General features: G+C 38.5%; 18 protein-coding genes. 9 read left to right on the top strand and 9 right to left on the bottom strand.

From position 1 onward, the window contains the following. Positions 1-7: 7 nt before the first annotated feature. Positions 8-778 (bottom strand): 3-hydroxyacyl-CoA dehydrogenase, encoded by a 771-nt coding sequence (locus J580_RS14760; RefSeq protein ID WP_032004719.1) that lies wholly within the window; start codon positions 776-778, stop codon positions 8-10. Between the two features lie 169 nt (positions 779-947). Between J580_RS14760 and J580_RS14755 the strand changes: the two genes are divergently transcribed. The 3 genes from J580_RS14755 (at position 948) to J580_RS14745 (ending at position 4,036) form a co-directional block, all read left to right on the top strand. Beyond that, positions 948-1,973: an AraC family transcriptional regulator gene (locus J580_RS14755; protein WP_032004718.1), complete on the top strand. Its 1,026-nt coding sequence runs from the start codon at positions 948-950 to the stop codon at positions 1,971-1,973. Between the two features lie 245 nt (positions 1,974-2,218). Next, the gene (locus J580_RS14750) at positions 2,219-3,193 is read left to right on the top strand and encodes an aliphatic sulfonate ABC transporter substrate-binding protein (RefSeq protein ID WP_032004717.1); all 975 of its coding nucleotides are present in this window, start codon (positions 2,219-2,221) and stop codon (positions 3,191-3,193) included. Between the two features lie 3 nt (positions 3,194-3,196). Beyond that, positions 3,197-4,036 (top strand): ABC transporter permease, encoded by an 840-nt coding sequence (locus tag J580_RS14745; RefSeq protein WP_032004716.1) that lies wholly within the window; start codon positions 3,197-3,199, stop codon positions 4,034-4,036. Positions 4,037-4,038: 2 nt separating this feature from the next. Here J580_RS14745 and prmC read toward each other — a convergent pair whose 3' ends face one another. From prmC to J580_RS14730, 3 genes are all read right to left on the bottom strand, one after another. Continuing rightward, positions 4,039-4,854 carry a peptide chain release factor N(5)-glutamine methyltransferase gene (gene prmC / locus J580_RS14740; RefSeq protein ID WP_032004715.1) on the bottom strand — a complete coding sequence of 272 codons (816 nt, stop codon included), beginning with the start codon at positions 4,852-4,854 and terminating at the stop codon, positions 4,039-4,041. After that, a complete protein-coding gene (prfA, locus tag J580_RS14735) occupies positions 4,854-5,942 on the bottom strand; it encodes a peptide chain release factor 1 (protein WP_032004714.1) in 1,089 nt (362 codons plus the stop codon). The genes prmC and prfA overlap by 1 nt, the downstream gene beginning before the upstream one ends. A 288-nt stretch (positions 5,943-6,230) precedes the next feature. Beyond that, positions 6,231-7,070, bottom strand: coding sequence for a type 1 glutamine amidotransferase domain-containing protein (locus J580_RS14730; protein ID WP_032004711.1), 840 nt, complete (start codon positions 7,068-7,070; stop codon positions 6,231-6,233). A 119-nt stretch (positions 7,071-7,189) separates the two neighbouring features. On the opposite strand from J580_RS14730, the gene J580_RS14725 reads away from it, so the two are divergent. From J580_RS14725 to J580_RS14705, 5 genes are all read left to right on the top strand, one after another. Further along, entirely contained in the window at positions 7,190-8,092 is a 903-nt protein-coding gene (locus tag J580_RS14725) for a LysR family transcriptional regulator (RefSeq protein WP_032004710.1), read from the top strand. A gap of 192 nt (positions 8,093-8,284) precedes the next feature. After that, positions 8,285-8,704, top strand: coding sequence for a glycine zipper domain-containing protein (locus J580_RS14720; protein WP_032004707.1), 420 nt, complete (start codon positions 8,285-8,287; stop codon positions 8,702-8,704). A gap of 236 nt (positions 8,705-8,940) precedes the next feature. Next, the gene (locus J580_RS14715) at positions 8,941-9,447 is read left to right on the top strand and encodes a hypothetical protein (RefSeq protein ID WP_002119687.1); all 507 of its coding nucleotides are present in this window, start codon (positions 8,941-8,943) and stop codon (positions 9,445-9,447) included. A gap of 133 nt (positions 9,448-9,580) precedes the next feature. Then, positions 9,581-10,585 (top strand): LLM class flavin-dependent oxidoreductase, encoded by a 1,005-nt coding sequence (locus tag J580_RS14710; protein WP_005068512.1) that lies wholly within the window; start codon positions 9,581-9,583, stop codon positions 10,583-10,585. Positions 10,586-10,733: 148 nt separating this feature from the next. Further along, on the top strand, positions 10,734-11,297 hold the full coding sequence (locus tag J580_RS14705; protein ID WP_032004706.1) for a hypothetical protein: 564 nt from the start codon (positions 10,734-10,736) through the stop codon (positions 11,295-11,297). 39 nt (positions 11,298-11,336) lie between these two features. Here the strand turns inward: J580_RS14705 and pgaD are convergent, their stop codons facing one another. The 5 genes from pgaD to J580_RS14680 form a co-directional block, all read right to left on the bottom strand. Further along, a complete protein-coding gene (gene pgaD, locus J580_RS14700; protein WP_017480835.1) occupies positions 11,337-11,795 on the bottom strand; it encodes a poly-beta-1,6-N-acetyl-D-glucosamine biosynthesis protein PgaD in 459 nt (152 codons plus the stop codon). Then, a complete protein-coding gene (gene pgaC / locus J580_RS14695) occupies positions 11,792-13,039 on the bottom strand; it encodes a poly-beta-1,6-N-acetyl-D-glucosamine synthase (RefSeq protein ID WP_032004705.1) in 1,248 nt (415 codons plus the stop codon). Before pgaC ends, pgaD begins: the two co-directional genes overlap by 4 nt. Then, positions 13,039-14,865, bottom strand: coding sequence for a poly-beta-1,6-N-acetyl-D-glucosamine N-deacetylase PgaB (pgaB, locus tag J580_RS14690; protein ID WP_032004704.1), 1,827 nt, complete (start codon positions 14,863-14,865; stop codon positions 13,039-13,041). The genes pgaC and pgaB overlap by 1 nt, the downstream gene beginning before the upstream one ends. After that, complete coding sequence (pgaA, locus tag J580_RS14685; protein WP_032004701.1) at positions 14,865-17,303, bottom strand: poly-beta-1,6 N-acetyl-D-glucosamine export porin PgaA; 2,439 nt, start codon at positions 17,301-17,303, stop codon at positions 14,865-14,867. The genes pgaB and pgaA overlap by 1 nt, the downstream gene beginning before the upstream one ends. A gap of 388 nt (positions 17,304-17,691) precedes the next feature. Next, on the bottom strand, positions 17,692-18,528 hold the full coding sequence (locus J580_RS14680; protein WP_002119749.1) for a pyruvate, water dikinase regulatory protein: 837 nt from the start codon (positions 18,526-18,528) through the stop codon (positions 17,692-17,694). 147 nt (positions 18,529-18,675) lie between these two features. Between J580_RS14680 and ppsA the strand changes: the two genes are divergently transcribed. Beyond that, positions 18,676-21,063, top strand: coding sequence for a phosphoenolpyruvate synthase (gene ppsA / locus J580_RS14675; protein ID WP_005803576.1), 2,388 nt, complete (start codon positions 18,676-18,678; stop codon positions 21,061-21,063). Positions 21,064-21,076 lie beyond the last annotated feature (13 nt).

Raw genomic sequence — 21,076 nt, 5'->3', positions numbered from 1 at the left:
ATTTTTATTATTTTGCTGCCATGCGAATTGCACCATCTAAACGGATAACTTCACCATTTAAATAGGAATTTTCAGCAATGTGGGCGACCAAACGAGCAAATTCTTCTGGTTTTCCTAAACGAGATGGATATGGCACCATTTGGCCCAAAGCATCTTGTACATTTTGCGGCATACCCTTAAGCATTGGAGTTTCCATAATCCCCGGTGCAATGGTCATAATACGAATGGCATGTCGCGCTAGCTCACGAGCAATTGGCAATGTCATCGCAACAATAGCGCCTTTTGATGCAGAATACGCAGCCTGACCAATTTGACCATCAAATGCGGCAACAGACGCAGTGTTAACAATTACACCACGGTCTTCTTCACCTTCTTCAACCGTGTTTTTACTCATTGCATCTGCTGCAAAACGCAGCATGTTAAATGTACCTGTAACATTAATATTTAAAGTCTTTGAAAATAATGCCAAATCATGTACGCCTTCACGACCAATTACTTTCGCAGAAGGGCCAATACCGGCACAGTTCACCAAACCATGCAAATGACCATGTTTTGTCAAAACATCCTTAAAGAACTGTTCAGCAGCAGCTTCATCGGTCACATCAAGTTTTACAAAGTCAGCTTTTGGCCCCAACTGTTTTGCTTGTTGCTCGCCTGTTTCTACATTCATGTCTACCAAGGTAACTGAAGCACCTTGCTGGACTAAATACTCAGCTGTTGCAGCACCCAAACCAGAGCCACCACCTGTAATTACGAAATGTTTCCCTTGAATTTTCATTATGTAATGTCCTATAGAAATGTTCTTTAAACTTAGTAGTGAGAGTAAAAGTTGTTGTTTTCCGATACAATTTCAAAAAGCCTCAAAATGTTTGCAGCTTTTGATCAATCCAAATTTTAAATATGCAGTATTTCACTTGAAATATATGAAGAAAATATGAGTCTTTGACATGGTTGTCCAATCTTCTTTAAGTAAAGGCACAATTTCGATTGCACTAGTACATGAAGCACTGAGTGCGGCTTATGCCAAAGGCCTAAATACACAAATAATTCTAAATAAAGCAGGCATACCCGCTGAATTACTGATGTCGCCAAAGGCACGTGTGCCTGTTACAACCTATGCCCAATTGTGGATAGAGCTTGCCAATGCCATGAACGATGAGTTTTTTGGGATGGATAGCCACCCCATGCGTCGTGGAAGCTATAAATTACTGACTAAACTCGTCAGTACGGCTGAAACTTTAGAAAAAGCACTCTATGATATTTTGAAGTTTTTTAACTTTGTTCTAGATGACATGCATGGAGAACTCATTCGAGAGCAAGACAAAGCTTATTTAGTGATTCATGATCATGAACAACCTAAACGTATGTTTACCTACGCAACCTTTTTAATATTAGTACACGGACTTATGTGCTGGTTGGTAGACCAGCGAATTGGTTTAAATACTATTATGGTACGTTGTGCTAAACCGAACGATATTCAGGACTATTTAGTTCGTTTTGGTGAAGATATTCAATTTAATGCTGAGATAAATCGAGTTGAGTTCGATGCCCACTATTTAGATATTAAAATTAAGAAAGATAAAAAAGCGCTTTATGATTTTTTAGAGCAAACTCCGCAAAATCTTTTAGTTCGCTTTAAAAATGAAAATGCCCTGAGTGTACTTATTCGTCGCCATTTATTGAAACTCCATCCTGCACAATGGCCCGAACTTAAAGATGTAGCTCACCAACTCAATATTTCAGAAGCCACCGTTCAACGTAGACTGAAACACGAAGGTGTAAGCTATCAACAAATTAAAAATGAAATCCGCTGTGATATTGCTGTTCAACGCTTAAGCAAAACGAATGACTCAATTCAAGATATTAGTGAAGATTTAAACTTCCATGACCCAAGTGCATTTCACCGTGCTTTTAAAAAATGGACAGGTGTCAGTCCAGGTGCGTATCGAGATAATTTAACTGCACACAAGTAATAAAATCCACACTTAATGAAGCGTGAGGTATTAGGGTTTAAGCTTATGATATTTATGTCTTTTAAATTCAATATTTCAGATAAATGCATTATTTAAAATTTAATAATGGTCATAAAAACAGTGATTTATCATTTTATTCAAACTTTTATCTTTCAAACTGATTTATAAATCAAAATAAATAAGTTTATAAGCCTCTAAACAAGTGAAAGGATGATCTCCTATTTCATTTCGGTTTTATTTTTATCATGTCTTTAAAATCAAAATTTTCTCTACCAAAGACTTTGTTGGCATCAACATTGGGGTTTGTATTTGCTTCATCAGCTTTTGCAGCAATTCCGACTACGCTTAAGCTTGATTATGCTTACTATGCACCGACCAGTTTAGTCGTTAAAGATCAAAAACTTCTGGAAAAAGCACTGCCAAATACCCAAATTAAATGGGTTTTTAGTCAAGGTAGTAACCGCTCATTAGAATATCTCAACAGTAACAGCATCGATTTTGCTTCTACCGCTGGATTAGCTGCTGTATTAAGTCGAGCGAATGGTAGTCCAATTAAAACGGTTTATGTACAAAGCCAACCGGAATGGACCGCGCTTGTTATCGCAAAAAATTCACCAATTAAAAGCCTAAAAGATTTAAAAGGTAAAAAAATTGCAGCAACCAAAGGAACCGATCCTTTCTTATTTACACTACAAGCACTAGATACAGTCGGTTTGAGTAAACGTGATGTACAACTGGTTCATCTACAACATCCAGACGGCAAGACTGCATTAGTGCGTGGCCAAGTAAATGCTTGGGCTGGACTTGATCCATTAATGGCTTCTGCTCAAATTCAATCGGGTGCCAAATTGCTTTATCGTAATGTTGGATTTAATAGCTATAGTGTACTGAGCGTTAAAGAAGATTTTGCAAAGCAAAGCCCTGAAGCGGTAGAGGCCGTTATTAAAGCCTATGAACAAGCCCGAAAATGGGCAAAAGCCAATCCAGATAAAGTGGCAGCACTTTTAGCTCAAGAATCAAAACTTCCTCTACCTGTGGCTAAACTACAACTGAGCCGAACCAACTTCGATCAAAGTATTCCATCAGCAACTCAAGCACAAGCGCTAAAACGTTCTGGGAAAATTTTGACAGAAGAAGACTTGGTTAGAAAAGGTACCAACGTCAATCAAGTGGTTGATCAGTTGTTAGACCCTCGTTTTGCTCAAAAAGTCGTAAAATAGTATATGAGTGATTCACTTAACAAAGCTGAGCTAAATCACTTCTTAGCTCAGCAGGCTTCAAAATCTCAGAAAAAGCATCTAAACCATAAATTTACACGGTGGTTTAAAGCGCTACTCATTCCACTCATCTTTTTAACGGCTTTTGAGTTTTTTGTCAGAAATGGCTATATCGATGCTTATCTACTCCCCGCACCGTCTAGTTTATGGCAATCTTTTTTAGATTTAGCTCATAGCGACTTGTTTGCCCATATTTATATTAGTACATGGCGTGTTCTGTTGGGCTTTATTATAGGAAGCGGTTTAGGTTTAATTTTTGCGATTTGGGTTGGATTAAGTAAAGAAGCAGAAGCTTATTTAGAACCAACTTTTTCAGCAATTAAATCGATCCCAAGTCTTGCTTGGATTCCCCTGTTATTGCTTTGGTTAGGAATTGACGAAGGTTCTAAAATTACATTGATTGCAATCGGAGCATTCTTTCCAACCTATACCAATACAGTTGCAGCAATTCATAATGTAGATAAAAAGCTCATTGAAGTTGGAAAAGTTTATCGGCTTAATGCTTTTCAGCGGATTATATCTATTATTTTACCGGCAGCCTCTCCGGGCATTTTAACGGGTTTACGCAACAGCTTAAGTTTGTCTTGGATGTTTATGATTGCAGCTGAACTGATTGCAGCCACTCAAGGGATTGGCTATTTACTCAGTGATGGCCGAGAAACGTCCCGACCAGATATTGTTATCATTGCAATTATTTTATTGGCGCTATTGGGTAAAGTAACCGATACCTTAATGAAACTTATAGAAAACTGGTTGTTACGTTGGCGTGATACGCTACAAAAATAACTTTAAATCCAGCATGCCAAAGTGACTCGATCATTTTGGCCATAGTCTTGAATGGTTTTAATCTCACTAAAACCATGCTCAGCAAATATATTTCGAACTGCTTGTCCCTGATCATAACCATGCTCTAGTGCAATCCAGCCTTGCGGTTTTAACCAGTTTTTCCCTTGAGCAATAATAATTTCAATATCAGCCAGTCCCTGATGATCTGCAACCAATGCACGGCGTGGTTCTGTAGCCAAAGCTTGCATGTGTTCATCTTCAGGGTCAATGTACGGCGGATTAGAAACAATTAAATCAAACTTTTGTGGTTCAAGTGCGTCAAACCAAGCGCCGCAGGCAAATTTCACACGTTGCAAATCATGTGCTTGTGCATTTTCTTTTGCGACTTCTAAAGTAGGCACATAAATATCAGTTGCCGTGACTTGCCAATCTGGACGTTCACTTGCTAATGCAAGCGCAATTGCACCTGTTCCCGTTCCTAAATCAACAATATTTGCAGTATTTGGCAAATTTAGATTTAAAACGGTTTCAACTAGAATTTCAGTATCAGGTCGCGGTACTAAAGTATCAGACGTTACTTTTAAATCGAGTGTCCAAAATGGCTGTGAACCCGTCACATAAGCTAAAGGCTCACCATTTTGGATACGTTCAAGACCAGCCAAGTAATCTTGCTTTTGCTGAGCTGTCAGTTCTTGCTCAAGTCGAAATTTGAGTTCAAGCGAATTGATCTTTAGAAAATGCTCAAGCAACCAAGCATTTTCCTGTCGCTCGTAACTGTCTGGCTCTCCGCGTACAGCAAGAGCTTGAGCAATATTCATTAGCCGCCATTTTCCTGTGCAAGCATCGCAAGCTGATCGGCCTGATATTCACGATGTAAACTATCAAGCAACTCGGTTAAATCACCTTCCATAACTGCATCTAACTTATATAACGTCAGGTTAATACGGTGGTCAGTCATACGACCTTGTGGATAGTTATAAGTACGGATACGTTCAGAACGGTCACCAGAACCCACTAAATCACGGCGCATTTCAGAAGTTGCTGCATCAGCCGCTGCACGTTTTGCATTTTCTAAACGCGATACTAACAAGGCCATCGCTTTAGCTTTATTTTTATGCTGTGAACGTTCTTCTTGGCACTCAACGACTGTACCTGTTGGAATGTGTGTAATACGCACTGCCGAATCGGTTTTGTTAATGTGCTGACCACCTGCACCAGATGCACGGTAAGTATCAATACGTAAATCTGCCGGATTAATTTCAACGTTGGTATCAACATCAATTTCAGGCAAGATTGCAACTGTACATGCTGACGTATGCACACGACCTTGTGATTCAGTTGCAGGAACACGTTGCACACGGTGAGCACCACTTTCAAACTTTAAGCGACCATACACACCATCACCATCTACACGGCAAATAACTTCTTTAAAACCACCATGCTCGCCTTCATTTTCAGAAAGGACTTCAATACGCCAGCCTTGTGTCTCGGCATATTTGCTGTACATGCGGAATAAATCACCAGAGAAAATCGCAGCTTCATCACCACCTGTTCCAGCACGGATTTCTAAATAAGCCGCATTAGAATCATTGGGATCTTTTGGAATCATCAAAATGTTGAGCTGGCTTTCTAATTCTTCAAGCAATGTTTTATTGGCTTGAATTTCTTCTTCTGCCATATCTTTAAAGTCTGGGTCCGACTTCATCATTTCAGCAGTTTCAATGTCTTCTTCTGCTTGACGGTATTTGCCCCAAACTTCGGTAATTTCAGATAAATCACTATGTTCACGAGACAATTTACGGAAACGTTTGTTATCGGAGATCACTTCAGCATCTGCAAGCAATGCAGTAAGTTCTTCATGTCGATCACAGAGTTGATCAAGTCGTAAACGGAGTGACGCTTTCATAAGAGGAAATATCTCAAAAGTCCAAAAAGCTTATCGAACGCTATGTAAGTATAGAAGATAAGCAAAATCGTAAAAATAGCGCATAGTTTACAGATTATGCTGCTTAAATGACATATATAATCAGCCAATTCATCAACTTTCCCAATAAGTAGAGGCGTATAAATATAATGATTTCGAATAAGATTTATTACTTGCCTATAATTTGGCTGTTCTGTAGAAAATAATAAGTTATATTTTCCCTCTATATGACAATAGAGGCTTTGTTTAAAAAACCTCTTGCCAGCCTACTTATTTTAATTTTTCTAATAAGGTTTTGCCCACCAAAACAGCCGACGCTGGATTTTGTCCTGTAATAAGTTCACGGTCCACCACTACGTTTGGAGTCCACGCAGTGGTATTACTTTGATACTTAGCGCCAAGTGACTGTAATACAGTTTGTGGATAAAACTTCATTTCTCCACCTTTTAATAAAGCTTTAGCCTGCTCTTCTTCCTGATTGCTAATTACAGTCATCCGATAATTTTTATAAATCCATTCGCCATTTTTTACTGGTTTGCCTTGTTCGAGTTGACCAACTACTTCCGAGGCATTAGGTAAAGTAGACATTAATGCAATAGGACCATGACAGACCAACGCAGTAGGTTTACCAGCTTTATGGAAAGCTGTAAGTACTTTTCCAAGTTGTTTATCTTTTAATAGATCTTGCATAGGTGCATGCCCACCTGGAATATAAACAGCATCAAACTGACCCACACCAATTTGTTCAATACGAGATAGGCTCACAACTGGAGAATCTTGAGCAGATGTTAATTTTAAATCATGCAATAAATCTGCATATTGCTTTAATGCTTTTTCATCTTGGTTAAAATACATCGCATTATTCGATGATTCATCTAAGGTTGGAGCTTTCCCTTTTGGTGTAGCGAAAGTTACTGTATGGCCTGCATCTAAAAGCATTTTTGTAGGTTGCATCAACTCATTTAAGTAAAAGCCTGTTTTAAAAATATGACCTTTTTTTAGCTCTAAATGCGCCTCATCAGACAATACAACCAACACATGAGCAGCATTTGCACTGAATGCTGCTGAAACGGCAACTACTGCAAGCATTATTTTATTTAGAGATTTCATCATTCGACCTTCATTCCAACCATTTGCTGGATTTATAACTGGGATGGATATATTCTATTTTTGCCAATCAGGTAGATAAACAACCACTTTTGCAAATCTTTTTTGCGTTTGAGGACTAAATGTCACGTCAATTTGACCATCTTGCCGATATTGAAGTGTTTTTAATTGTGGCGGAGAAGCTTTCTATTAGTGCAGCTGCAATTTATTTAGCAACAACTCCTTCAGTCATTAGTAGAACAATTACGCGGCTAGAGAAAAAACTTGGCATTCAGTTTTTTAGAAGAACAACTCGTCATTTGAGCCTGACTGAAGCTGGTCAACTTTATTATGAAAAGATGCAACATGCATTTCAGTTAATTGACCATGCAGAGCGTGCTATTCAAGGTAAGCAACTGCAAATTTCCGGCAAAATTAAATTAAGTGTACCCACTACCTATGGACACTATCGCCTTCCAGAATTACTACAAAAATTTCTTTTGCAATATCCAGATATTCAAATAGAAGTCAGTATTTCTAATCGAAATGTCGATTTAATTGCGGAAGGATTTGATTTAGCTATTCGTCAAGGTCAGCTTCCTAGTAGCACTCTCATTGCCAGACCTTTGGAGCTTGCCCCTCTTCAACTTGTTGCCTCACCTGAATATTTAAAACGTATGGGTGTTCCTCAAACTTTGGAAGACTTAAACCATCACCAATGTATTGCCTTTGAATTACCGAGCACGGGTAAGGTTACTCCATGGTTTTTTAAAAATGGTGATAATGAAATTCAATGGATACCATCAAATCGGATTTTAGTAAAAGAAGATATTTTGGGAGTAGTTTCTCTTGCTGAAAGTGGATTAGGAATATGTCAGAGTTATAGCTTTATTGTTAATGAAAAGATCCGACAAGGAAAATTGCAGCCCGTACTTGAGAGTTATGCAGGTCACACACGGCCCTTTTCTTTACTGTACGCACAACATAAACATATGTCGTCTGCGACAAGAGCTTTAATAAATTTTCTATGTTCTGATCATGAGTAACCCCTTCAAAACTAAATAAAGCTTAATTTATCTATACGAGTATTAAATATTCTATTTTAATAGAAAACATACAAACCAGACACTAAACTGCAATAATCAAAAGATGGTTCTCCATATTTGGGGAGAAGTGTTTTGTTACATTTGCCGTAACAAAAGATATAGGGTCCTGCAACTAGGGACACGGAGTCAAAAATGAAATTAAATGCTTGGTTATGTAGCGCTGTTCTAGCAACTTCAATGGTTACTGTGGCACATGCTGACAATACAACACATGTAGCAGCCGCTTCTGCTTTAGGTAGCGTAGCAGGTACTGCAATTGGTAAAAGCATGGGCGGTACATCAGGCGCAACAATTGGTGCTGCTTTAGGTGGTGCTGGTGGTGCAGCTGTTGCAAGTGACCGTCGTCACCGTACTGAATCTGCGATTGGCGGTGCTTTAGGTGGTGGTGCTGGTTATACCGTTGGTAAAAGCATGGGTGGTACAAACGGTGGTTATGTCGGCGCTGCTTTAGGTGCTGCGGGTGGTTCTGCTTTAGGTAATAAAATCTCTAAAGACCGTGATGCAGACAGATCTTCTAAACACTGGAAGAAAAAACACCGTCGTCATCACTAATCAAATTTGACGAACAGATATTTAAGCACCTTCGGGTGCTTTTTTATTATGAGTGATTAAAAGCTAATTTGTCGTATGCTCATGGTTTATCCACAAATTAATACAAACACTACAAACAGACACAAAACACTTGTATCACCCTTGGGGTTCTCCATAATTATCACGAAATTTTTTATTACATTTACCCCAAGATAAAGATGACTGTCCTTCCAGTAAAAAGGACATGGAGTTCTACGATGAAAATGAATATTTGGTTGGCTAGTGCATTAATTGCAACATCTTCTATGGTAACAGTTGCACATGCTGACAATGGTACACGTGTTGCTGCAACCTCTGCTTTAGGTAGTGTAGTGGGTACTGCAATTGGTAAAAGTATTGGTGGTACCTCAGGTGCAACAATCGGTGCTGCTTTAGGTGGTGCTGGTGGTGCAGCAGCAGCAAGTGATCGTCGTAATCGTACAGAAGCTGCAATTGGTGGTGCTTTAGGTGGTGGTGCTGGTTATACAGTCGGCAAAAATATGGGCGGCACCAACGGTGGATACATCGGTGCAGCAGTAGGTGCAGCTGGTGGTTCTGCATTAGGTCGTAAAGTTGCTGAAGATCGTAACTACGATGACCGTTATGACCGTGATCGTTACGATCGTGATGACCGCAGATATTACGATGGTGACCGTCGTTATTACAAAGGTGGTAGCCGTCGCCATGACAATGGCTTACACCGTGGTTGGTATAAAAACCGCTAATTCACAGATAAATCAAAAGAGCACCTTCGGGTGCTTTTTTATTGATAGCTAAAAATTAATATCGAAAAAAAACGATATACATCACACCCTATATATCGTATTATTTCGATATATCCTTATTCGAGAATATCGCATGCGATCACTTCAAGATACCAAGTTCTCTATTTTGGAACTTGCTCCTATTCGTAATGATAAAACCATCGAATTCTCATTACGTCACGCATTAGAATTGGCACAACATGCAGAAAAACTAGGTTATGAACGTTTCTGGCTTGCTGAACATCACAACATGGATGGTATCGCAAGTTCCGCTACGGCCGTCTTACTTGGTTTTATTGCAGCACATACACAACATATTCGCTTAGGTTCAGGGGGAATTATGCTTCCTAACCATGCCCCTTTAGTTGTCGCAGAACAGTTCGGGACGCTTGCTACTTTATATCCAAATCGTATTGAACTTGGTTTAGGCCGTGCTCCCGGTACAGATCAACTCACCATGCGAGCTTTACGTCGTGGTCATCAAGAAACAGAAGATCAGTTTCCTAGAGATGTTGTCGAAATCTTAAAATATTTCGATGTACCTCAAGCAGGACAAAAAATTATTGCAACACCAGGGCAAAGCACCCATGTTCCTGTTTGGTTACTTGGATCTAGTCTATTTAGTGCACAACTCGCCGCAAAACTTGGACTTCCTTACTCATTTGCATCACATTTTGCCCCACGTATGTTAGGCCAAGCGATTCAACTTTATCGGGAGAACTTTGAACCTTCTGAGTACCTAGATAAGCCGTATGTTTCAATGGGTGTGCCTGTTGTTGTTGCAGATACAGATGAAGAAGCACAATTTTTAGCAACTAGTGCTTACCAACGCGTATTAGGTTTAATCCGTGGTGAAAGCTTAAAGCTGAAACCACCAGTTGAATCAATGCAGGGATTATGGAATACAGCAGAACAACTTTCTGTCGAAAACTTCTATGCAATGGCTCAAATTGGTTCTGTAGATACGGTTCGCTCTGGCTTACAAAAGCTGTTAGCAACATACGATGTTGATGAATTTATTTTTACATGTGATGTATACGATACAGCTAAACGTTTAGAAAGCTTTACACAACTCATGAATGTAAAAACAGAACATTAAACTCTACTTCAAGCTCCCATACTTGAATTGATTTTGAGTATGGGATGACCATCTATCTGAAAAGGCTTTACCCCAACTGCCTGCTTGGTTATTTATATTAAAACGATAAAAACATCATGATTTAAAAAACCAAAAGGACTTTTGGAAAATGAGTATTAATATTAAAAATAACACTTCAAAATCAGTGATTTTTCAGAATATCTCTCAAGATTTCGAAGATTTTACTGGTCAAGTGATTTCCTCAACATCAATTAAAGAGTTTGACTTTTCACATTCATCTGTCGCGATTATTGGTACAAATCAAGATAGCGTGACTCATCTTGAAAAAATCTGCCAGCAAGCAAAATTTGTGACTGTCTTCCAAATCACCCCTCATTTTATTTTGCCCCATAGTCAGATGGGTACACATAAGTTAATTACTCACCCACTTATTATCAAAAACCGCAGGTTATTTAACAATCGTGTTAAAAGCATTCTGGCATTACGTTTTCTAGAAACCCAAGTAAACGAACCATGGCTTAAGCGTCTTTTGACTCCCAATACTGCAACCACCAAAAAAGTATTTTTTAAATCCGACAGTTATTATGCAGCACTTCAGAAACCCAACTGTAAATTGCAAACATGGCCAATTGTTAAAATTACCAATAGATCTATTCACAGCATGGATGGTATAGAACAACCCGTTGATATTATTATCAGAGCAATACCATAAAAGTAAAAAAAAGCATGGTTTTAGGCCATGCTTTTTTATTTACTCATATTTTTGCAAATTACCATGATCATCGTAATGCAAAATGATGCGCTGTTTTTCTTGCAAATCATTTAGCATGTCGGAAGTAACTGAAAATTGGGCCGCTAATAATTCTACAGAACTATTAGGTGCCTTAGCACGTCGGTCCTCACCACTAAACCTAATCCAGTTATAACTTGCCCATAAAATTAAAATAAGCGCGCTAATTCCGATCATTAATGCTAAATGTAATAAGGTCTTAACTTCTGATAAGTGGTCTATCCAGACGTAATCATAAATTAAGTGACCTTCAAAAACCCATAAAAACAGTGAAACCAGTGGGAAAAGCAGCCACATTAAACAAATCCAGCCAATGGTTTGTAATGTATAGTTTGCTGTTTTATTTTTGACATATTCCGGCTGATCAATATATTCAGGGATATCTAAAGTCTCTATATCCTTATTTTCCTCAAGTTTCATGGGTTATCTCCACGGAAGCCTCGGTCTGGACTTACCCAACGGGCACGTTTTTTTGTGTTAAATAAAGTTTTTGGTACCGCAACGACACTTGTGAACAAAGTCAGTAACCAGAAAAACAACGGGTACCAAATTACCCAAAAGTAATTTCTAAAAAAACGCCCTCGGTCATAACGATGATCAATCCACAAACTCACTAGAAACTGGATCAAACATGTTCCGCCTAATATTACACCGTACCATTGTGGCATAAGCGTTTTGATCTGCCATTGCTGAGGCAGTTCAACAAATAATCCAACAAAAAATAGCGTGAAGATCATGATCATCACATAAGACCAGATAATACTGACTAGCGCCTCAATCATGACCGGCCACATTCTTCGAACACGCAGTTTGAACATTTGTGGAATATATTCTATAAGAACCTCTACCCCACCTTGCGCCCAGCGAAGACGCTGTTTCCATAGACCTTTAAATGTCTCAGGCATATAGATATAACAAAGCGCTTGTGGAATATACTGAATATCCCAATGGTCTAGCTGTAACTTCCATGAAATATCAATATCTTCGGTAATTTTATCGTCTGACCAAAACCCGACTCGAACGAGTGCAGTTTTACGAAATGCTGCAATCACACCAGATACGGTAAAAATACGACCATATGTACGTTGTGCACGTTTAATCAAACCAATAATCGAAGAAAACTCACCAACTTGTAATTTTCCTAAAATACTAGATCGGTTTAAAATTCGTGGATTACCAGTTACAGCACCAATTCGCGGGAAGTTAATAAATGGTTGCATTAACCAAAGTACCGCATGCGGATGCAACAACGCATCTCCATCGATACAAACAAGATATTCGTATTTACTAACCAGTACTCCCGATCTTAAAGCTACAGCCTTACCCTGATTTTCTGCTAAGTGTACAACCCGAAGTCGTGAATCTTGCGCTGACAATTCATCTAGAATTTCGGCGGTCCTATCACTACTTCCGTCATTAACAGCAATGACTTCAAAATTAGGATATTTGGTTTGTAGCGCATAACGAATTGTTTGGCGTACTTGCGCTTCTTCGTTAAAACACGGAATGATGATACTGCATCCTTCACCTGTAGGTTCAGGAAGCGCTTGTTCGCGGTATTCTCTTTTAAAGAAAAACCAAAGTCCCCCTACCATCCATGTCCAAGCCATCAGTAAGGGATATAAAAAGGCAAAAGCAAACAGAATATCGAGTAATACCCTCATTACTTTTTCCCCTCTACCAATCCAGCAAAAGGCTGATACATCACAGGGCTAGCATTCAGACTAAGCGGATTATATAAGTACTGATGAACATCTTTTGATTTTTCAAAGTCATAGCCATCAATACCGAATTTCTGGATTCCTACTCGTTGAATAGAAAATAGTCCTTGCTGAACCTCTTCCCAAGCATTTTTTTGCGAATTTTCTGGTAATACTAAAGTCAGCATTATTCTTTGCTTATCATTTTCATCAAGTGTATTTAATAGCGTTAACAACTGATTAAATTGTTTTTTCTTACCAATCACATCAAACTTCAAATTGACTAAGTCATGTTGCATTAAAAGTGTTTTTATAAGCTCAGGTAGATTTTCCACATGATCTAAATCAGGTGTAAGCAATAAACTAAACTGTGCCTGATTACTCATATTTAAATAAGGTTTGACCGCTTCCTTAGTCAGTTCACTCAGTTGTTTAAGCTGTTTTGATTGTTCAATGCAACTGCTTTCTTGCACGGTTATTTTTTGCATTGCGCAATTTAAAGATGATCCTGCATTAAGCTGAACACCGCTTAAATTACTATTGAAACGTGCAATATCTTTAGCCAAATCTACAGCTAAAAATGGTTTATCTTTTTGCGGATAAGCAGGCAATTCTAATATTACCGATTGGCCTGCACGAGTTTGAGCCTGCCATAAACTACGATTTAAAATATCTTGTTGAACAGACATTTTATTTGTAGGGAAATAAGCAACATCATATTGCCCATCTCCATCTTTGTCTTCTAAAGGCTTTAAGATTAAAGCATTGTTTTTTAAGCTATACAATTTTGATAACAACTGCCCAAGTTTTTCATCAGTTTGAGCATTTTGTTGTGCTGTCAAATGCTTTAAATCCATACTCACAAAATGACGCGATTGCTTAAATAAATCTGACTCTTCAAAGCTCAGAATATTTAACATGCCTTCTGTCAGTTGTTCGGCTGTAGGGTTATCAATGACTAAGCTACGCTTAAAAGTTGAGTCACTCACGCGATTCATACCATCACGTCCCAAACTGAATGAAAACTGGAAACCCGCCTGTTGTGCTAGCTTTTCTAACTGTTCATTCACGGCGCCATAAGGCCAAATAATTGCTTTAGGATTAACCCCTACTTCTTTTTTTAAAACTGCATAAGATTTTTTTAAGTCCTGCAAAATGCGTTGTTGATATTCCACATCGGTTTCATAACGTGATTGCGATTTTAAATAGGCATAAGAAGTTGCAGCAGGTTGCTCATTACCTTGAGGATTGGCTAATACACCATGATGTAAATCATCACTATGGCTTGCAAACTCGGCTAACCCAGATGCTTGCATTTCACGAACTTGAGCCCAGTTCACCAAGTTACCTTGGCCATAGGCTTCATAACCCGCTTTTGTATTACCATTTAACCAACTGGTTGGAAGCGCAAAAACTGCTGGAATTTTATATTGCTTCAGCAAAGGAAATACTCGGCTATAGCTACTTAAAGCACCATCATCAAAGGTCAGTAGAATAGAGTTATGAGGTAATTCTTTACCTTGCTTGCGCGCCTCTTCAATGTCTTTTAAACGAATCGGTTTCCAGTCCGACTGGCTAAGCCAATCGAGAAACTGTGCCAGATTATTGGTCTGAATCGCATAAACATCACGGTCCCCTTCCTTTAGTACGTCATCTCGTACATCATGAAAAGTTAACGAAACCGTATGATTTTTTGGTAGTTCAGTTTCAATGCGGGCATGAGAAAATTGTACGGGTAATAATGTTGAGGCAAACACACAGCTCAACATTTTTGACATCATGTTATTCATTAAAAATGCCCTTCAAATCCGAAAATACCGTAGGTATGTTGTTCATCATGACCATCATATGGATGGTATTGCCAACCAATTCCATAATTAAGTTGCCAAGTCCGTGAGAGCTGCCATTGATGTTGATATTGCAAAGAGTATGTTGGTCGAGCTGAGTAATCTGCTTGTTTATATAGCCCTACTCCAGCTTCAAAATGTTGTTTAAATGAGCGTTCGTACTCTCGCCAAGTGACCCAGTCATGGCTTAAATTCAACTCGGCACTGTAATGATTGCTTGGGCTAAAGTAAGCAGTCTGATCTTGGCTATTGCTGCCATAAAATCCACGAACGGTTCCGTAAGTAATATGGTGAGGCGCATCAAATAATCGCTCACGCCAAAAAGTAGAAAATTCTTGTTGTTTATTACCGTCACTTATATCGGTTAAGCCATAGCTCGCTCCAATTTGGCGTGACTCATCTTTTTGCCATGTCAAAGCAGCACGGTAAGCTTGTCCATCCTCACCAGCATCAATTGCTTGTAATGGAATATTAGCCTGACTGTCATATTGCAATTGATATTGCCAGTGGTCGTTTAACCATTGCGACCAATCAAGACGAACACCTGCTTGGCCACCATCTGTACTTTGCGACAAAATTGCCGACAATGCCTTACGGTTTGCTTGCCACTCAGCACCAACCCCATAACGTTGGTCATGCACATCACCAAAATGGTATTCACTGTAACGATCTTGATGCCAAGCAAATAGACGATAATTATCTTTAATCCAAGGGCTATTAACACGAGTTTCCATTTCTCGATCTTTTAAACCATTTTGCCCACTCACAGAATCGCTATTTTCTGCTTTACTCTGGCCCCAAGTTGTAGAGTGCGAGATGGTTGCTCTGTCACGATCATCCAACTCTTTTCGACTTTTAACTACACCGCTATCTTCAGGATAATATTGCAAAAGACTTTCTGTACTTTTGCGCCATTCAGGAATATCTCCTAAAGCCTGAGCATTTTGCATTTGATTAATACGCGTATCTTTAGCAACGGGTGTTAAACCATTTAAACGAGCAATTGTTTGCTTTGCTTGTAACGGTTTATCTCTCCAGCGCTCAACACGAGCAAGGTTGTTAATTAAACCTTCATTAGCAGGTGCAAGATCTACTTGTTTTTGAAAATGCTTTTCTGATTGATCCAAATGATTTGCATAAGCTAAATGCATGCCTTGTAAAGCGATATAATCATCACGATCAGGATGGCTTGATTTATCCACCCCTTTGGCTTGACTATATTTATATGTAGGAATCAATCGATCAACTTCATTCAAAAGTTGTTCAGCTTGTTTATATTTTTCTTGTTCAATATAAGAATAATAAAGCCCCGTATATACCGTCATATCTGAGTAGTTTTTTTCGGTAAGTAAGGTTTTAAAAGCGAGTTCAGCCTGCTTCGGTTGTCTTTCAGCTAAATAACTATCAGCAATCGCATGACGTACATAAGCCGGTAGCTTTTCTAACGGTACATTTAATTTAGTAAATTCATCTAATACCGTACGGCTACGCCCACGGAAGTCCAACGCATATAAATAGTCATAATGAAATCTTAAATAATTAGGGTCTGACGGTTGAATCAAAGGCTGTATTTGCTCACCTTGTTTCAACACAGCATCAAGCTCGGCAAAGCCTTCACTGTCCGACATGCCTTCACGATTCAAATATTTATAGCGAGTAATTGCGTTATTTACACGTTGAGAAAACTCGCTGACTTTTAACCAGTGTTGTAACGATTCTGTTTGCGTATTTTTATCGCTGGAAAGCAGCAACTGCTGAGCTTTTTTATAAGCGCCTACAGCCGCCAAGTCGTAACTATATTCTTGCAAAACCGCAAAAGATTTTGGTTGTTGTTGATAAGCTTGCTCGATTGCAGATAAAGCATCTACAGGTGAATTAATAAGTCGATATGCATAAGCAATTTGAACAAATTGATCAGCTGTAAGATTTTTACTCTTAATACCTGATAAATGTACCTTAGCATTTACAGGGTCTTTAGCCTCAGCATATAGAACTGCTAATAAAATCTGCCCATCAGATGTCTTTTGAATATTAAATTTATTCGACCACTCAATTGCATCTTTAAAGTGTTTAAAATCACGAAAATTACGTATTAATGGTAGCTGCCCATATTCTGGAAAATTCACATAATTAACATTTTCTAAATGCTGAGAAAAGGTTAATAAATCTCTTTTTTCACTTGACATGACGACTAAATAATCAGCTAGTAATTTTTGGTCATGCGGGTATTTATTTAGCAATTGATCTAGTTGCAATATTGCTTGTTGAGTTTGTCCAGCTTTATAAGTGTGAATAGCTTGCTCTCGCAATTCATCTACTTGAGCAGCATATAAATTAAGAGGCAAGATATATACCAATGAAAAAACACATTTTTTTAGCATTTTGATAATCGGATAGTCCCATATCGAGGTGGGAAATTATAATTAAAATCAAAAACTAATCACATAACATCAAAAAAGTGTGATTTATTTAACATTTTATAAATTATGGATTTTTCATGAATGCTTTTCTAAAATATTTATAAAAAATAAAGAATTACTATTTTTATGTGCAATAAAAAACATACACTTCTTTTCAATAGTGTTATTTAAATTTACAAACGAGTTTCAAAATAACTACGGGCTTATAACCAATAAGAACTATTTAATAATATTTAGTTTTATATATAAAACTTTAATTTTTCTCTGTGATATATATTAAAAAAACCATTCAACTTATCTATAAATTAATATACAAAAATTGAATGGTTAAAATAAACAATTGATTAAATTAACCAATACGACGTTTTAATCCCGTCATTTGTAAAATACGAGTTGAAATCTCTTCAATCGACATTTCGGTCACGTTTAAATATTTAATGCCTTCTGAAATATAAATCCCTTCAATTGCTCTTAGCTCCATTTGGCATTGGCTAAAACTTGCATAACGGCTATTCGCTTTACGTTCACTACGAATTGCGACCAAACGCTCAGCATCAATCATCAAACCAAATAACTTGCTACGATGAGCTCTTAATACTGCTGGTAAACGGTTATCATCTAAATCTTCTTCAGTTAATGGGTAGTTTGCAACGCGAATACCGAATTGAAGAGATAAGTAAATAGAAGTCGGTGTTTTACCCGAACGGGAAACTCCAATTAAGATTAAATCCGCTTTATCATAATGACGAGTACGTGCCCCATCATCATTATCAAGCGCAAAATGAACAGCATCGATACGGGCTTTATAATATTCAGAATCGGTTACCGCATGAGTCTGCCCGACCAATGTTGTTGGTGGTGTTCCAAGCTCTTGTTCAAGTTTACTAATTAAACCTTCAAACACATCCAGATTAACCGCTTTAGCCGTATTAATAATCTCTCGTACATGCGGATCGACTAAAGTATCAAATACTAAAGGTAGGCAACCGTCTTTGGTTTGGCATCGATTAATCTCAACCACCACATCCATTGCCGCCTCTTCAGTTGTAATATACGGCATGATGTGAATATCAAAATCTACATTGGGAAATTGTGCTAATAACGAATGTCCAAGAGTCTCGGCAGTAATTGCAGTTCCATCAGAAATAAAAAAAACACTCCGCTTAAATTGTTTACTTTCTGACATTAAAATTCTCCTTAAACATTTGTCTTAGTGCTATATAATCTTTATAGTAAACTGATCTTACATGACTGTCGCTTAGTATAATTCTCAACTAAGCACTTTATTTTTATAATTTCATGCCAAGATAGACATTAATACTGCAAAAGTGGAGTGAAAACTTTGGAAGCGCGCGTAATCGGTCTAGAAAAATTAGGGAAACACGATGTCGAACTCGTAGGTGGGAAAAACTCATCTTTGGGTGAAATGATCAGCCATTTATCAAATGCTGGTGTATCGGTACCTGGTGGCTTTGCAACTACTGCTGCTGCCTATCGTGAGTTCTTAGACCAAAGTGGTCTTAACGCTCGAATTCAAGCAGAACTTGCTCAACTCAACGTCGATGACGTAAATGCTCTTGCAGAAACAGGCGCTAAAATTCGTCAATGGATTGTAGAGACTCCACTCACTGCAACCTTAGAACAAGAAATTCGCGCCGCTTTTACAGCACTTTCTAACGGCAACCCTGATATCGCGGTTGCCGTTCGTTCATCTGCAACTGCTGAAGATTTACCAGATGCTTCTTTCGCGGGTCAACAAGAAACTTTCTTGAATATTCGCGGTATTGATAACGTACTTATTGCGATTAAAGAAGTATTTGCTTCTTTATATAATGACCGTGCAATTTCTTACCGTGTGCATCAAGGTTTTGATCATGACATCGTTGCACTTTCAGCGGGTGTTCAGCGTATGGTTCGTTCTGAAACTGGCGCTGCGGGTGTAATGTTTACACTTGATACAGAATCTGGTTTCCGTGATGTTGTATTTATCACTGCCTCTTACGGTTTAGGTGAAATGGTTGTACAAGGTGCCGTTAACCCAGATGAGTTTTACTTATCTAAACCATTATTAAATGCAGGAAGACATTCTGTTTTACGTCGCAACCTTGGCTCTAAACACCAAAAAATGATTTATGGTGAAGAAGGTTCTGCGGGTAAATCTGTTGTTGTTGTTGATGTTGAAAAACAAGATCGTCAACAATTCGCTTTAAATGACCATGAGTTACAAGAGTTAGCTAAACAAGCGCTTATCATTGAGCAGCATTACGGTGCTCCAATGGATATTGAATGGGCAAAAGACGGTGATGACGGTCAAATTTATATTGTTCAAGCCCGTCCTGAAACTGTAAAAAGCCGCCAAAATGTAGGCACTATGGAACGCTACCTTCTCAAACAAAGAGGTACTGTTCTTTGTGAAGGTCGTTCAATTGGTCAACGTATTGGTTCTGGTAAAGTCCGTATTGTTAACTCAATTAAAGAAATGGACAAAGTTCAAGAAGGCGACGTTCTTGTATCTGATATGACCGATCCTGACTGGGAACCGGTAATGAAACGTGCTGCTGCAATTATCACTAACCGTGGTGGTCGTACATGTCACGCAGCAATTATTGCACGTGAACTTGGTGTACCAGCGATTGTAGGTTGTGGTAACGCAACAGAAGTATTAACTGATGGCCAGGAAGTAACTGTTTCTTGTGCTGAAGGTGATACAGGTTTCATTTACGAAGGTGCTTTAGATTTTGAAGTTCAACGCAACTCAATCGAATCTATGCCTAAGCTTTCGTTCAAAATTATGATGAACGTAGGTAACCCTGACCGTGCATTTGACTTTGCTCAAATTCCAAACGAAGGTATTGGCCTTGCTCGTCTTGAGTTCATCATTAACCGTATGATCGGTGTACACCCTAAAGCCCTACTCAATATTGATAGCCTACCTCGTGAAACTCGTGCTGCGGTTTTAACTCGTACAGCGGGTTATGCATCACCTGTAGATTTCTATGTTGAAAAATTGGTTGAAGGTATTGCGACTCTTGCTGCTGCATTTGGTGACAAGCCAGTTATCGTTCGTATGTCTGACTTCAAGTCAAACGAATACGCAAACTTAATTGGTGGTAAGTTATACGAGCCTGAAGAAGAAAACCCGATGCTGGGTTTCCGTGGTGCAAGCCGTTATGTATCTGATAACTTCCGTGATTGTTTCGAATTAGAATGTCGCGCACTTAAGAAAGTTCGTGATGAAATGGGTCTAACCAATATTCAAATCATGATTCCTTTTGTACGCACAGTATCCGAAGCGAAACGTGTTATTGAATTACTTGCACAAAATGGTTTGAAACGTGGTGAGAACGGTTTAAAAGTAATCATGATGTGCGAATTACCAACTAACGCTCTGTTAGCTGAACAATTCTTAGAGCACTTCGATGGTTTCTCTATTGGTTCTAATGACTTAACACAATTAACGTTAGGTCTTGACCGTGACTCAGGTATTGTTTCACACTTGTTTGATGAACGTGATGCAGCTGTTAAAGCTCTTCTTTCAATGGCAATCCATGCCTGCCGTAAAGCAGGTAAATATGTAGGTATCTGTGGTCAAGGTCCTTCAGACCATCCAGATCTTGCAAAATGGTTAATGGAACAAGGTATTGAATCTGTCTCTCTTAACCCAGACTCAGTTTTAGATACATGGTTCTTCCTTGCTGAAGAAAAAATCAAGCAAATCTAATATGTTATAAAAA

The sequence above is a fragment of the Acinetobacter sp. 1542444 genome (assembly GCF_000581835.1).
GTDB lineage: Bacteria > Pseudomonadota > Gammaproteobacteria > Pseudomonadales > Moraxellaceae > Acinetobacter > Acinetobacter pittii.
This window is presented reverse-complemented; position numbering and strand designations above follow the sequence as displayed.